Origin of the sequence: Hyphobacterium sp. CCMP332 (assembly GCA_014323545.1) — a bacterium.
Classification (GTDB): domain Bacteria; phylum Bacteroidota; class Bacteroidia; order Cytophagales; family CCMP332; genus CCMP332.
This window is the reverse complement of record CP058647.1, coordinates 1977311-1991690: the sequence shown is the minus strand read 5'-3', so window position 1 is coordinate 1991690 and position 14380 is coordinate 1977311. Positions and strand designations below refer to the sequence as shown.

At 36.3% G+C, this 14380-nt stretch carries 15 protein-coding genes; 12 read left to right on the top strand and 3 right to left on the bottom strand.

Going from position 1 to position 14380, the window contains the following annotated elements; genetic code table 11:
* Positions 1–77 precede the first annotated feature (77 nt).
* From HZR84_08765 to HZR84_08750, 4 genes are read left to right on the top strand one after another with little or no spacing between them, the layout of a single operon-like run.
* Entirely contained in the window at positions 78–2378 is a 2301-nt protein-coding gene (locus tag HZR84_08765; GenBank protein ID QNL22027.1) for a peptidylprolyl isomerase, read from the top strand.
* Between the two features lie 2 nt (positions 2379–2380).
* Positions 2381–3250: a peptidyl-prolyl cis-trans isomerase gene (locus tag HZR84_08760; GenBank protein QNL22026.1), complete on the top strand. Its 870-nt coding sequence runs from the start codon at positions 2381–2383 to the stop codon at positions 3248–3250.
* Entirely contained in the window at positions 3231–4571 is a 1341-nt protein-coding gene (locus HZR84_08755) for a peptidylprolyl isomerase (GenBank protein ID QNL22025.1), read from the top strand. The genes HZR84_08760 and HZR84_08755 overlap by 20 nt, the downstream gene beginning before the upstream one ends.
* Before the next feature lies 1 nt (position 4572).
* Positions 4573–5535: a MoxR family ATPase gene (locus HZR84_08750; GenBank protein ID QNL22024.1), complete on the top strand. Its 963-nt coding sequence runs from the start codon at positions 4573–4575 to the stop codon at positions 5533–5535.
* On the opposite strand, the gene HZR84_08745 is transcribed toward HZR84_08750, so the two are convergent.
* From HZR84_08745 to pheS, 3 genes are read right to left on the bottom strand one after another with little or no spacing between them, the layout of a single operon-like run.
* Positions 5532–5963 (bottom strand): hypothetical protein, encoded by a 432-nt coding sequence (locus HZR84_08745; GenBank protein ID QNL22023.1) that lies wholly within the window; start codon positions 5961–5963, stop codon positions 5532–5534. The genes HZR84_08750 and HZR84_08745 overlap by 4 nt on opposite strands.
* On the bottom strand, positions 5953–6807 hold the full coding sequence (locus HZR84_08740; protein ID QNL22022.1) for a 3-hydroxybutyryl-CoA dehydrogenase: 855 nt from the start codon (positions 6805–6807) through the stop codon (positions 5953–5955). Before HZR84_08740 ends, HZR84_08745 begins: the two co-directional genes overlap by 11 nt.
* Positions 6807–7832 carry a phenylalanine--tRNA ligase subunit alpha gene (gene pheS, locus HZR84_08735; protein ID QNL22021.1) on the bottom strand — a complete coding sequence of 342 codons (1026 nt, stop codon included), beginning with the start codon at positions 7830–7832 and terminating at the stop codon, positions 6807–6809. Before pheS ends, HZR84_08740 begins: the two co-directional genes overlap by 1 nt.
* A 107-nt stretch (positions 7833–7939) precedes the next feature.
* Between pheS and HZR84_08730 the strand changes: the two genes are divergently transcribed.
* From HZR84_08730 to HZR84_08695, 8 genes are read left to right on the top strand one after another with little or no spacing between them, the layout of a single operon-like run.
* Complete coding sequence (locus tag HZR84_08730; protein ID QNL22020.1) at positions 7940–8608, top strand: hypothetical protein; 669 nt, start codon at positions 7940–7942, stop codon at positions 8606–8608.
* A gap of 1 nt (position 8609) precedes the next feature.
* Positions 8610–9011 carry a hypothetical protein gene (locus HZR84_08725; protein ID QNL22019.1) on the top strand — a complete coding sequence of 134 codons (402 nt, stop codon included), beginning with the start codon at positions 8610–8612 and terminating at the stop codon, positions 9009–9011.
* A 34-nt stretch (positions 9012–9045) separates the two neighbouring features.
* Positions 9046–9687 (top strand): heme exporter protein CcmB, encoded by a 642-nt coding sequence (locus HZR84_08720; GenBank protein QNL23222.1) that lies wholly within the window; start codon positions 9046–9048, stop codon positions 9685–9687.
* Positions 9688–9690: 3 nt separating this feature from the next.
* Complete coding sequence (gene ccsA, locus HZR84_08715) at positions 9691–10365, top strand: cytochrome c biogenesis protein CcsA (protein QNL22018.1); 675 nt, start codon at positions 9691–9693, stop codon at positions 10363–10365.
* Entirely contained in the window at positions 10352–10591 is a 240-nt protein-coding gene (locus HZR84_08710; protein QNL22017.1) for a CcmD family protein, read from the top strand. The genes ccsA (HZR84_08715) and HZR84_08710 overlap by 14 nt, the downstream gene beginning before the upstream one ends.
* Entirely contained in the window at positions 10588–10995 is a 408-nt protein-coding gene (locus HZR84_08705) for a cytochrome c maturation protein CcmE (GenBank protein QNL22016.1), read from the top strand. The genes HZR84_08710 and HZR84_08705 overlap by 4 nt, the downstream gene beginning before the upstream one ends.
* Positions 10995–13532, top strand: coding sequence for a cytochrome c biogenesis protein CcsA (gene ccsA / locus HZR84_08700; GenBank protein ID QNL22015.1), 2538 nt, complete (start codon positions 10995–10997; stop codon positions 13530–13532). The genes HZR84_08705 and ccsA (HZR84_08700) overlap by 1 nt, the downstream gene beginning before the upstream one ends.
* Entirely contained in the window at positions 13532–14317 is a 786-nt protein-coding gene (locus HZR84_08695) for a DUF2520 domain-containing protein (GenBank protein QNL22014.1), read from the top strand. The genes ccsA (HZR84_08700) and HZR84_08695 overlap by 1 nt, the downstream gene beginning before the upstream one ends.
* Positions 14318–14380 lie beyond the last annotated feature (63 nt).

The following is a 14380-nucleotide window of genomic DNA, read 5'->3' as shown; positions in this document are numbered from 1 at the left end:
AATTATTGCATTGCGAAAGCCTAAAAAAATTATGTAAAATTGCAGTCATTTTAATAAAAAAGCACAAATAAACAGGTATGAATAAAGTAAGTGTAATTTGGTTATTATTCGCTTTTATAGCCATTTCGAGCTGTCAAAATCCGGCATCAAAAAGCCCGGATAAGCCGGTCATATTTACAATTGGAAAAGAGCCGGTTTATGTCGATGAATTCAAATATGTTTATGAAAAGCATAATTCGAGTTCAGATGACTTTTATTCACATGAGAGTGTCCATGAATATTTAGATCTGTACACTAATTTCAGATTGAAAATAAAAGAAGCCGAAAAATTAAAAATGGATACCAGTAAGGCTTTTATTGAGGAGTTGGCAGGCCATCGAAAAAGCCTCGCCAAGCCATATTTGACGGAAAAGAAAGTCACTGAAGAGCTTGTTCAGCAAGCCTATGAGCGCATGAAAGAAGAAGTAAGAGCTTCGCATATTTTGGTGCTTGTAAAACCGGAAGCCGAACCAAAAGATACTCTAACGGCCTTTAAAAAAATGGAAACGCTTAGAAAAAGGATAGCGGAAGGGGAGGAGTTTGGCGAAATGGCTAAACGATATTCAGAGGATCGTTCAGCTGAAGTTTCAAAAGGCGATCTGGGTTATTTTTCATCTTTTTCAATGGTTTACCCCTTTGAAGACATGGCTTATAAAACCGAAGTTGGTGAAGTTTCACCAATTTTTAGAACACAATTTGGATATCATATTTTAAAAGTAACAGATAAAAGGCCTTCGAAAGGGAAATATAAAGTTGCTCATATAATGATCAGGGCAAGCCAAGGAATGGATAAATCTGATTCTCTGAACGCCAAAAACAAAATCGATAAGATTTACTCCAAATTGAACACAGGAGAAGACTGGTCAGAATTATGTCGTCAGTTCTCTGAAGATGGTAATTCCAAAAGCAGAGACGGGGAATTGCAATTGTTGGATGTTAACAGCAGGATTGTCAATGAATTTAAGGATGCAGCATTTGCTCTGGTCAATGTTGGTGACTATTCTGAACCCGTACAAACACCTTATGGATGGCATATTATAAAGTTGCTTGAAAAGCAGCCATTGGAAAGTTTTAAAGACATGGAGCAGGGATTGAGAGTTCGGATAGAAAGAGATTCCCGTTCAGAAATGGGTCAAAAAGTACTGCTAAAAAGACTTCGTAAGGAAAATAAATTGGTAGAGCATGAAGACGCTTTAAATCTGGCTGTTTCCAAAGCCGATTCCACCGTAATCAATGGCAAATTTACTATATCCGAGAAGGATAAGGATTTCGCCAAACCACTCATTAGCATAATGGATGAAACCCATACTATTGCTGACTTTTATAAATACATGAACTCACAAAAGAAAACGCGAAAGGTTTCCCCTGAATTTTATGTCAAATTAAGTTATTCCGATTATGTAAACGACATGTTGCTGGATTATGAAGACAGACATTTGGATGAGAAATACCATGATTTCAAAATGCTTTATAAAGAATACAGGGATGGAATATTAATGTTCAATCTGATGGATCAAAAAGTTTGGTCGAAATCTACAAGAGATACCACCGGACTTAAAAATTATTTTGAAAAAAACAGAAACAAATACGAATGGGAGCAGCGAGTTGATGCGGTAGTTTATGATTGTGAGAATAAACTGATTGCTGAAAAAGTTAAAACTGAATTGCCATATGGTAAATATCCTGTGACCACTCCAAATAGCGCCACTTTTTATTACGACTACCGAGCAAGTGGCTTGTCCGAAGTAGACAGCGATAAATTGTTAAGGCTTACCAAGCGTTTGAGAAATGAGGATTACTTATACGTCAGACTCACAGCGACCACCAGTAAAAAAGAAGCTGCAGGCTCAAACAAAAATATTGTTGCGGATCGATTGGAAAAAGTAAAGTCCTATCTGGTTGAAAGTGGCGTTCCTGAAGATCAAATCCTGACTATAAATGCCGCTTATCGCTACGATAGAGAAAAAGGTGATAAAATCAAAAGAAGCCTTAAAGTTGAGTTTTTATCAAGCAAAGACAATGCACTTGAAAATTATATCAATACCATTTCCCCTCTGGGATTAAAAATTCAAAGAGGAAAATTTGAAAAAGGAGATATACCGGCGCTCGACAAAGTGGAATGGGAACCCGGTGAGTATACATTCGTTTTTGATGCCAGAACCTACTTCATCAAAATAAATGAAGTATTAGATCCAAGGCCAAAAGAACTAAATGAAGTTCGTGGTGAGGTTATTTCCGATTATCAGGAATATTTGGAAAACGAATGGCTTCATACATTGAGACAAAAATACCCCATTGTATACAATGAAGGGGAGATTAAAAAATTGATTAAAGAGTAATATTGCGATATTTTTTCATTTGCATTGTTTTTATTACCTCAGCTTGCGATTACGTCACCAGAAAAAGTGATGCCGAGGAAAAAACTATTGAAAAAATACCAATTGCAAGAGTAAATGAGGTCTTTCTGTACCAGGAAGATCTCAACCCACTTTTAGCGGAAGCCACTTCCGTAGAAGACAGCATTAGTATCACAAACCGATTTATTAATTCCTGGGTAAGAAAGCAGCTAATCCTTGATAAAGCAGAGGAGGTTATTGATATCAATCGTGCAGAAATTGAGAGAAAGGTGCAAGATTACAGGTATGCACTTACAACATTTGAATTCAAGAAAAAATACGTTTCTGAAAATCTCGATGTCAACGTTGATGAATCAGAAATTCAGGAGTACTATCAAAATAACCTGGACAACTTTTTATTGAATCAAAACATAGTCCGTTGCAGGTATATTCAGGTTCCCAAGGATGCTCCAAGATTTTCGAAAATCAGACGGACGATATCTTCTTCAAAACCAAAAGACATACGTGAATTAAATTCATATTGTTTTCAGTTTGCATCCAATTACAACCTTGAGGATTCTATTTGGTTGAATTTTGATGATATTGTCCTCAATACACCTTTAAAAAGTATTCCGAATAAGATTCAATTTTTAAAAACTAATAAAATGGTTGAAACCCAGGATTCACTCTTTAAATATCTGCTTTACATTAAAGAGTATAAAATTCAGGATCAGCTATCACCAATAGAATTTGTTAGAGATCAAATTCAAAATATTATAATTAATAAAAGGAAAGTCACGTTATCAAAGGAATTAGAGAATAAGATCTACGAAGAGGGCGTTGAACAAAATAGCTTTGAAATATTTACAGACTAAAGTCATTTTAATTTTAGTGTTTGCATTTTCTTTTAATGCAAAGAGTCAGATCACAGAATCGGTAGTAATAGATAAAATTCTTGCTAAGGTGGATGATCACATCATTCTAAAATCCGAAATGGAAGTTGCTTACCTTCAGTATTTATCGAGCGGTCAGTCGCTAATTGGAGATGCAAAATGTCGGGTGCTGGAAAGTTTAATAATAAATAAGCTTTTACTTGCGAAAGCAGAAATTGATTCAGTTACCGTTTCAGAAGATATAGTTGAATCTAATCTGGATCAGAGAATGCAGGTTTTTACCTCTCAGTTCGGTTCGGAAAAAAAACTGGAGGAATTTTATGGTAAAACAATAGATGAATTTAAGGATGAGTTTCGTGATCAAGTGAGAGATCAACTGATTATTGAAAGAATGGATGAAAAAATTGCGTCTAATCTGGAAGCCTCTCCAAAAGAAGTGCGAAAATTTTTCAATCAAATTCCTGAAGATAGTTTGCCCTTTTTCTCCACAGAAGTTGTAGTTGGTGTTTTGGTCAGAGATATTAACCCGGGTGAGGGCTCAAAAAAATCCATATTAGGTAAGATGAATTCCATAAGAGATCAAATTTTGAATGGAACAGATTTTAGAGTTATGGCAAGAGAATATTCTCAGGACTTTGGAAATAAGGAAAAAGGTGGGGAGCTTGGTTATTGGAAGAAATCCGATCTTGATCCCGATTATGTAGCGGCTGCAATGAAATTAGATTCCGGACAGGTTTCGCCTGTTGTAAAAACACAATTTGGATATCATCTGATTCAAATGGTAGGTAAAAGAGGCAATGAATTTAATTCAAGACATATACTATTGCGTCCGAATTTTTCCGAACTCGATATTAGCTATACCTTAAAAGAAATGGACTCAATCAAGCAATTGATTTTAAACGATTCCATGACTTTTGAAAAAGCCGCCAAAGAATTTTCTCAGGATCCATATACCAAACCAAATGGAGGAATTCTTGTAGATCAGAATACGGGTTCCACAAAAATCCCACTTGAAAGGATGGATACAGAGCTTTATTTTGTGTTAGATACAATGGAAGTGGGAGAAATCTCAAATCCAATTGTATTTACAAAACCAGATGGGCAAAGGGCCATGCGAATCGTATACTTTAAAGATAAAGTCGCTCCACATCAGGCCAATCTTCAGGATGATTACCAAAAAATTTATCAGGCCACCTTAGATGAAAAACGGTTTGAGAAAAAAAAGGAGTGGTTTGAAAAAACAAAAAATCAGGTGTTCATCAGTATAGACGATGAATACAATCAATGTAAAATTTTACAATAACATGGCTGAATTATCAGACAAGGCATTGGCAGAGGCCTTTTTTAAAGATTACGAAAAACTTAGTTCAGAAATTCACAAAGTGATAATTGGACAAGATGAAGTTATCAAACAAGTATTGATATCTATGTTTTGTAATGGCCACAGTTTATTGGTAGGGGTTCCGGGTTTAGCTAAAACACTTTTGATCCATACCATAGCTTCAGCTCTTCATCTCGATTTTAAACGAATTCAATTTACACCGGATTTAATGCCATCGGATATTGTTGGTTCCGAAACACTTGATATCAATAGAAATTTTAAATTTATTAAAGGGCCGGTATTCTCAAATATTATTCTTGCCGATGAAATAAATAGAACGCCACCTAAAACCCAATCTGCCATGCTTGAAGCCATGCAGGAAAAGAAAGTGACGATAGCCGGTGAAGATCATTTATTAGATCAGCCATTTTTTGTGTTGGCAACACAAAACCCCATAGAACAGGAGGGTACTTATCCTTTGCCTGAAGCTCAACTTGACAGGTTTATGTTCAATATTATTTTGACCTATCCTGATTACGATTCCGAAATAGAAATCGTGAAAAAAACAACTTCCAATCAGGTGGCCTCTGTAAATCCAGTCTTGAGCAAAGAAGACATTTTAAAATATCAAACACTCGTAAGAAAAGTACCCGTAGCGGACAATGTGATTGAATATGTAGTAAGTCTGGTCAACAAAACCAGAAAAGAAAGTCAGCAGAGTACTGAAATCACAAAAAAGTATATCGATTGGGGTGCTGGCCCCAGAGCCTCGCAATATTTAATTCTGGGAGCCAAATGCCATGCATTACTTCAGGGAAAATATTCTCCTGATATTGAAGATGTCCATGCAGTTGTTACTCCTATTTTAAGACATCGAATAGTAAGAAATTTCAAGGCTGAAGCTGATGGCATCAGTGTTGATGATATTATTTCAGAATTGCTCTAAGGATATTGAATTCTCAATTCATTGCCTACCTGAAAAGTGCTGTACTGAATCAATGGGTCTGTTGCAGGTGCCTGTAAGACCTGTCCATTCAGATCAAATTGACTACTGCAACATGAATCCAGCAAAAACTCCAGAGAGGGGTGCATACTGACCGTTGCACAGGCATTATTTGGTTGAAAAGTACAATTTCGTTCAAACGCAATGAAATTGCTTAAATTCCTATTGATCACCAGGACGCCGCGTCTTCCTCCTTCAAAATACTTGTAGCCCTTATTTTGCAATAAAATTTGATTGTCAGGATCGCTGAGGTCAATTGTAATATTAACCACTCCTAAATTATCAATTAGATTTTGAGAGTTGTCATCGTCATTACTACAAGAAATTAAGAGTAAGTAAATAGCAAAAATATATGAAGACCTAATATTCATAAAACCCTTTGCCTGTTTTTCTACCCAAGTGACCGGCATCAACTTTTTGCTGCTGGATTCTGCTGGGCCTGAATTTAGGATCGTAATAAAAAGATTCGTACATCCTCTGCGTGACGGAGTGATTGGTATCAACTCCGATCAGATCCATTAATTTGAATGGTCCCATTTTAAAACCAAATGATTCAAGCAAATGATCTATGCTCTCAAGATCAGCGACACCCTCTTCCAGGATTTTTAGTGATTCTACATAAAAGTGTCTTGCTACTCTATTCACTACAAAGCCCGGTGAATCACTGACCATCACAGGTGTTTTTCCCATTGACAATGACAGATTTTTTACAACCTCAACTACTATTTCTTTTGTATCTGCACCCTTAATAATTTCAACCAATTTCATTATGTGGGCCGGATTGAAAAAATGCATGCCAACTAAATATTCCGGACGAGATAAACCCGAAGCTATTTTTGTAATTGGGATTGAAGACGTATTTGTTGCTAAAATGCATTTCTCGTCATTCTGAGTTTCCAGCTGTTTGAGAATATCAATTTTGACATCCAGTTTTTCAACTACTGCTTCAATTATAATGTCACAAATCAAATCTCTAATACTGTGAGTGAACACTATCCTTTTTATCGCCTTTTCAGATTCTTCTTCAGTAAGTTTGCCTTTTTCTACACCTTTGGTCAAATTCCTTTTTATCTGATTTTCACCATTTTTAAGGGCTTCTGAAGCAAGGTCAAAAATAATTACTTCAAGACCGGACAGTGCAGCAACCTGGGCTATTCCGGCACCCATTGTCCCTGCACCTACAATTCCAACTTTCTTTATTTCACTAATTGCCATCAGAGCACACTTTTAAACTGACGTAAAAGCCTTACATCGTTTTCTGTAAGTAAACGAATATCATCAATTTGATATTTTAACATCACAATTCTTTCTACCCCCATTCCAAAAGCATATCCGGAATACACATCCGGGTCAATCTTACAATTTTCAAGCACATTTGGATCTACCATCCCTGCTCCACCTATTTCTACCCATCCACTTTGCTTGCATATTTTACACCCTTTACCACCACAGATAAAACAGGAAATGTCCATTTCAGCACTTGGTTCAGTAAATGGGAAATACGATGGCCGAAATCTGATTTCCGTATTTTCTCCAAAGAACTCTCTGGCAAAATAATAGAGGGTTTGCTTGAGGTCTTTAAAACTTACATTTTTATTGATATACAGCCCTTCCACTTGGTGAAACATGCAATGCGCCCTTGCAGATATAGCTTCATTTCTATAAACTCTGCCAGGTGAAATGGTCCTTATCGGCGGTTGTTGATTTTCCATCACACGCACCTGTACGGAAGATGTATGTGTTCTCAAAGCGATATCCGGATTTTTTTTCAGAAAAAACGTATCCTGCATTTCTCTTGCGGGGTGATCGGGTGGGAAGTTTAGGGCAGTGAAATTATGCCAATCATCTTCTATCTCCGGGCCATAACTAAGATTAAAGCCAATTCTTTCAAAAATCTTTACCATTTGATTTTTAACAATATTCACAGGGTGACGGCTTCCTACTTCATGGGTATAGGTTGGGAGGCTAAAGTCAAAATCAATTTTTGATTTAGTATTTCCACCCATCTCCAGTTCTTCTTTGAGACTGTTAAATTTGTCTTTGGCCTTATTTTTAATGGTATTTATTTTTTGACCAAATGCTCGTTTCTCCTCCTTAGGTATTTCCTTAAGCTTTTCGAGATAAGTAGAAACCAGGCCTTTTTTACTAAGATATTTAAGGCGAAATATCTCCAATTCTTCAGAATCACTTATCCTTTGCTCGTCAATTTCTTTTTCCAGTCTTTCGAGATCCTTATTCATAACAGGGCAAATATAGAAAGACATCTAATGAAATATAGATTAAGAATGACCAATAGTGATATTTGAAAGGTGCTTTTTTTATATATTTGACATTCATAGCAAAATATATGTTAAGCAAGACTGCAAAATCGTGTTTATTTCTGCTTCTTATCCTGCTACTCACTTTGAGTAAGTCTAATGCGGAAACACCATTTTCTGTGATGAAGGTAAACCATCCGGTAATGATGAATGTGCCGGGTTCATTTCGCGGACCAGGGCCAAATGTAAAAATTTCTCCTGCAATCTATTGGAGTACAATAGGCTTAGAATTTGAAATGCCAATGGGTATGATGACTTTTGGGGTGGCAGGTATGTATAAATTTAATGAACGTTTTGGCAATGATAAGAACTTTAAAGTAAGACCTGAAGATTACCAGCAGGACGGATTCAGGGCAGAGATTTTCGGCAGATACTTTTTTAGAGGTGAAGCGCCTGTTGGATTGTTCTTCGAAGGCAAGCTTTTTTATAATACCATAATTTATTTTGATGGCAACCCAATGCCTTATACACTTTATAATAGATGGAAAGAATTGGATGGTCTCCGTTCTCCTAATGACATAAAAAAACCAAGTCCATTTGGACTTGGAGGCGCTACCGGAATTCAGGTCATGGTCGTTCCTAATGCAATTATTGCTAATCTCAAAGTAGGGCTTGACTTAAATCAGGATAATTCTGAAAATAACAATAAATTATTCTTAAGCATATATTTACAACCATCCATTGGAATTACGTTCTAATATGAATATTAAGAATGCGATTTTATTTTTAATCATTGCGATCATTTCGGGTTGTGGTGTATCCGGTGACCCTGAACCGGATGAGCAAATCTTTGGTACCTGGACCGATGAAATTGTTACTATTACATTTTTAGAAGATCAAACCTACGGTCAGAAAAACTTAATTGATAATCCACTTGATACTGCGAATTTGGATAGCACTTTTGGCAATTATTATTCCGATAAAGAAAACCGGGTCATTTCTTTTACCATCACCGGCTTTACACTTGAAAATGGAACAATACTGGACTCTACCATAATCGGTCCTACATGGGTTTATACAATAACAGAAACGGGTAGCCAAACTGAAATGAGCTACCAAAGTAATACCACAATTGGTACTCTCGTTAAAATTGATCCCTAATCAATTTCCTTTGTTTAAAGAAGTTTTTGCGCTGATGATAAAAGATTTCCGTCTTGAATGGAGAAATCGATATGCGTTAAATGGAATTCTTCTTTATGTGTTCTGTACCATATTCATTTGTTATATCGCATTTGAAGTAAAAAGTACGGTCATTGCTCCTGAAACCTGGAATACGGTATTTTGGATTATTATGGTATTCTCCGCGGTGAATTCAATTGTTAAGACTTTTATCCAGGAATCATCAGATCGCTTTTATTATTATTTTCAAACTTGTTCACCACTTTCCGTAATAATCTCTAAGGTTTTTTACAATGTACTATTAATGCTTCTATTAAGTGCTTTAGCCTTTCTATTCTACTCGCTAGTTTTAGGAAATCCTCTGGCCGATATTGCTCTTTTTGTAGCCACCCTATTATTGGGATCATTGAGTTTCTCAATAGCACTTAGCTTGATCTCCGGAATCGCATCAAAAACCGGGAATGCCAGCACGCTCATGGTCATATTGGGTTTTCCCGTTATAATTCCAATTCTATTAATTTTAATCAAACTTTCAGAGTATGCATTGACCGGAATTGAAAATGAAGAAATTTTCAATTTGATTCTTCAATTACTTGGCATAAACCTCATCATGGGAAGCCTTACTTACCTCCTCTTTCCTTATCTTTGGCGTTCATAAATTATGGGCTTTTTCAAGAGGTTAGATATAAAAATAATCACTGTTTTATTGATGCTTTACACCATAATTGGGGGCTTTTTAATGCCGGTTCCAAAAATTCCCATTTTAAATGAAAGCATTAGAAATCAGTATTTTCATGTGAGCATGTGGTTCTCAATGATGATTGTATTGATTATTTCGGTGGTTTACGCGATTCGTTACCTTTCCAATGGAAAGAAATACAATGATATACTTTCGCTGGAAACTGCCAATGCAGGTGTAATTCTGGGGATTTTAGGCATAATAACCGGTTCAATTTGGGCTAAATTCACCTGGGGAGCTTTCTGGAGCGGGGACCCCAAACAAAATGGCGCGGCGATTGCCCTATTGATATATCTGGCTTATTTTGTTTTGAGAGGATCATTTACTGACCCGCAGCAAAGAGCAAGAATAAGTGCCATATATAATATCTTCGCTTTTTCAACGCTTATCCCTTTGCTTTATATATTGCCACGCTTAACCGATTCTCTGCATCCCGGAAGTGGAGGAAATCCTGGTTTTAATATTTACGATCTTGACAATAGCATGCGAATGGTTTTTTATCCCTCAATAATCGGCTGGACTATGCTAATTCTTTGGATAAGCAGCTTAAGAGTAAGAATGACCCTTTTAAAAGAGAAAATTGATGATAATTATTAAACTAAAAATATTCTTATGCTGTTTTCTTAGCGTTCTGTTGATTCCAATTTCCGGTTTTGCCCAGGAAGTTGAAATGGCAGATGCAATGAGGGCTAATGGGAAAATCTACGTTGTAATCGCCGTTGTATTAGTCATATTAATTGGAATATTGATTTATATATTTCAAACAGACCGGAAACTAAAACAGCTTGAAAAAGAAGTAGATTCTTTGGAGAATAAAAAATGAAAAAATCTCATATAATCGGAATAGTAGTAATCGCCATAGCAATAGCCATAATTATGTCTACTGCCGGAGATGCCGGAACCTATGTCACCTTTGATGAGGCAAAAAAAATGTCAGATAAAAAAATTGAGAAACTTGTGCACGTTGTAGGTGAACTTCCAAAAACAACTTCAGGTGAAATTCTGGGAATGGATGAGAGTGATAAGCTTTCCTTTTCATTTCAACTGGTAGATGAAAACAAAAATACATGTATGGTTTATTACAATGAACCTAAACCCGTCGATTTTGAAAGATCGGAAAAGGTGGTAGTTGTCGGTAAAATGTCGGGTGAAGTTTTTGTTGCAGAAAAAATTCTCATGAAGTGCCCGTCTAAGTATGTTGAAGACGAAATAAAAGTAGCTTCCTGATGTTCAGATCTCTGATTGGCCAAATTGGCCATCTTCTTGTAATCATATCATTTATAACTGCGATTCTATCTTCGATAGGATTTTTTTTCGCAGTTCGTGAAAAAGTAAACGAAACCTCCTGGAAGAGATTTGCACGAACATCTTTTTACATCCATGTGATTGCTGTTTTTGGTACAGTAATCTCCTTGTTTGCTATTATTTATAATCACTATTACGAGTATCACTACGCCTGGAATCACTCTTCAAATAACCTGCCTACCCAATACATGATCTCCTGTTTTTGGGAAGGCCAGGAAGGAAGCTTTTTGTTGTGGATATTTTGGCACAGTGTACTTGGCCTAATTTTTATTCGTGTCAACAAGTACTGGGAAGCACCGGCAATGAGTATTTTTATGATTGTCCAGGCTTTTTTGGCTTCGATGATTCTTGGAGTAGTTATTCCCTGGGTCAATTTAAAAATAGGCACATCACCCTTTATATTACTTAGGGAAGTGATGACGGATTTACCTGTTTTTCAGTTAAACCCCGATTTTGTGCCCGAAGACGGAACCGGTTTAAATCCATTGTTACAGAACTACTGGATGGTTATTCACCCTCCTACAACATTTCTTGGATTCGCATTAACTCTGGTGCCTTTCTCTTATATCTTATCCGGTTTATGGTTAAATAAATATCAGGAATGGATTCGGCCTGCATTACCATGGACCTTAGTGGCAGCTATGATATTGGGAACGGGAATTCTGATGGGAGGCTACTGGGCTTATGAAACTCTGAATTTTGGTGGTTATTGGAATTGGGATCCCGTGGAAAATGCTGTATACATTCCCTGGTTGGTTTTAGTGGCTTCTATTCATATTATGATCACATATCGCAAAAGTGGAAGAGGTTTGAAATCCTCAATGATATTGTTGATCTCTACGTTTATTCTGATTTTATATTCCAATTATCTTGTGAAAAGCGGAGTATTGGAAGATACATCTGTCCATTCATTTACAGATATGGGCATGTCAGGCCAATTGCTCATTTACCTCTTATTTTTCACGTTTATAAGCGCAGGCCTTCTTATCAAAAGGTGGAAAGAAATACCGGTGAGCAAAATTGAAGTTTCTACATATTCCAGAGAATTTTGGATATTTATCGGGGCCACAACATTAAGCCTTGCGGCATTTCAGGTATTTGTAACTACTTCCATTCCTGTTTTTAATGCGATTATCAAACTTTTTAATATTGATTCTAACATTGCTCCACCACCTGACCCAATTGCACATTATTCCAATATTCAAATTTGGTTTGCATCTGCTATAGCTCTCCTTTCGGCGATCGGACAATTTTTTTGGTGGCAGAAAATAGATAAAAAAACCTTGTGGCAAGCTTTAAGTACGCCTGCAATTATAGCCATGTTGATATCAAGCGCAATACTTTTGCTAATTGACATGCATGAAGCCTCATATATTGTTTTAATGAGCACCTCAATATTCTCAATTGTTGCCAATTCGAAAATACTGATATCTCTTAGAAAGTCAAATATTAAACTTTCAGGAGGGTCCATTGCCCATATCGGAATAGCCATGATGTTAATAGGTATTCTGTTTTCTTCGGGTTACTCCAAGGTTATCTCTTTGAATGCCAGCGGGATTCCCTACAGCAAGAACTTCTCGGAAAGTATGAATAGAGAAAACATTTTGTTGTGGAGAGATGCCCCGCAACAAATGGATCAATACAGCGTCATTTATAGGGGACCGAGGGTAGAGAGTCGGAAAGAGAACATTTATTTGGATAAAGATTTTTTAAGTCCGACTTCTGATCAAAACGAGGTGATCATAGAAAGGGATTTGAAATACAAAGGAGAAATTATATACCAAAAAGGAGATACCATAGAAGTATTTGGTGAAAACACCTATTATGAAGTAGAATATCAGAAAGAAGGCAAAGTTGAATTTACCCTATTCCCCAGAGCACAGGTCAATGAAGCCATGGGTGGTTTAATCGCATCGCCCGATATTAGACGAATCTTGGAAAAAGATATTTACACGCATGTATCATCAATTATAAATCCAAATGAAGAACTTGATTGGAGTGAAATAGAAATTGAAAGTATTGACATGAATTCCGACACATTCTTTATCAATGATTTTATTGCATATCTTGAAAGAATTGAAAGAATTTATGAATATGAGGGAATAAAATTTAAAGACACAGAGGCAGGTGTGAAAGCACAGGTTAAAGTAATGGGCAATAACAAGGAATACTACCTTGAACCTGTTTTTATAATTAGAAATGACCTTGTGGGAAGAATACCGGATGAATCTACAGCATTGGGGATTAAAATGACGATCCACAACATAATCCCTGAAAAAAATGAAATACAATTTGGCATAAGCACCGCTCAAAAAGATTACATTATCATGAAGGCTATGGAAAAACCGCTGATAAATGTATTATGGATTGGTACCTTAATAATGGTTTTTGGGTTCTGTCTTGCTATTTATAGACGTTATACCGAATTCAAGAAAATGCGAGACAAACAGCTCGAATAATGGCTCGAAGTTTTAAAATTTCTTTTATTGGTGCGGGTAACCTTGCAAGTAATCTGGCTCCTTGTCTGGAAAATGCCGGCCATATAATAAACAGCATTTCCAGCCTGCACTTATATTCGGCAGAAAAATTGGCTGATTCGCTTTACAATACCAGGGCTATTGATGATAATGATTTCTCTTCCGAGGATACTGAAATAATTTTTCTAGCCGCAAAAGATGATAATTTACGAGCTATTGTTAAAGATATTAAAGCACCGGAAAGTGCTCAGCTAGTTCATTGTTCCGGATTTGCTCATATTGATGTATTAAATGATTTTCCGGGTTCAACAGGTGTATTTTACCCTTTGCAGTCATTTAGCAAAGGAAGACGAACAGAATTCAAAAATATTCCAATTTGTGTGGAAAGTTTTGACGAAGCTCTTTCAGATAAGCTTACAATATTGGCAAGGTCAATTAGCAAGAATGTTTCATTTGTTTCCAGTGAAAAACGAAAACAACTTCATTTAGCAGCTGTATTTGCCAATAATTTTGTCAATCACATGCTCAGCATTTCTGATGATATTCTTATTAACTCAAATTTAAGTCTTTCGCTTTTGCAGCCACTGGTGATTGAAACACTTAATAAAGCTTTTGAAATGGGTCCTTTTGAAGCACAAACAGGTCCGGCAAAAAGAGGAGATATGGAGACAATTAATGAGCATCTAAAACTCCTGAGGGATCATCCTGAAATTGCGGAAATTTATGAACTCATCTCCAGACAAATTATGAATGGCACCAAGGGCTAAAATAACATGATCTAAATGTTATTAAATCATATTTAAGCACTGAGATTCAACAATTAAGTGCTT

Coding starts and splice junctions, on each gene's coding strand:
- HZR84_08695 (QNL22014.1), top strand. CDS start 13,532: ATGGCTCGAAGTTTTAAAATTTCTTTTATTGGTGCGGGTAACCTTGCA.
- ccsA (QNL22015.1), top strand. CDS start 10,995: ATGTTCAGATCTCTGATTGGCCAAATTGGCCATCTTCTTGTAATCATA.
- HZR84_08740 (QNL22022.1), bottom strand. CDS start 6,807: ATGGCAATTAGTGAAATAAAGAAAGTTGGAATTGTAGGTGCAGGGACA.
- ccsA (QNL22018.1), top strand. CDS start 9,691: ATGGGCTTTTTCAAGAGGTTAGATATAAAAATAATCACTGTTTTATTG.
- HZR84_08765 (QNL22027.1), top strand. CDS start 78: ATGAATAAAGTAAGTGTAATTTGGTTATTATTCGCTTTTATAGCCATT.
- HZR84_08750 (QNL22024.1), top strand. CDS start 4,573: ATGGCTGAATTATCAGACAAGGCATTGGCAGAGGCCTTTTTTAAAGAT.
- HZR84_08720 (QNL23222.1), top strand. CDS start 9,046: ATGATAAAAGATTTCCGTCTTGAATGGAGAAATCGATATGCGTTAAAT.
- HZR84_08705 (QNL22016.1), top strand. CDS start 10,588: ATGAAAAAATCTCATATAATCGGAATAGTAGTAATCGCCATAGCAATA.
- HZR84_08730 (QNL22020.1), top strand. CDS start 7,940: ATGTTAAGCAAGACTGCAAAATCGTGTTTATTTCTGCTTCTTATCCTG.
- HZR84_08745 (QNL22023.1), bottom strand. CDS start 5,963: ATGAATATTAGGTCTTCATATATTTTTGCTATTTACTTACTCTTAATT.
- HZR84_08710 (QNL22017.1), top strand. CDS start 10,352: ATGATAATTATTAAACTAAAAATATTCTTATGCTGTTTTCTTAGCGTT.
- HZR84_08725 (QNL22019.1), top strand. CDS start 8,610: ATGAATATTAAGAATGCGATTTTATTTTTAATCATTGCGATCATTTCG.
- pheS (QNL22021.1), bottom strand. CDS start 7,832: ATGAATAAGGATCTCGAAAGACTGGAAAAAGAAATTGACGAGCAAAGG.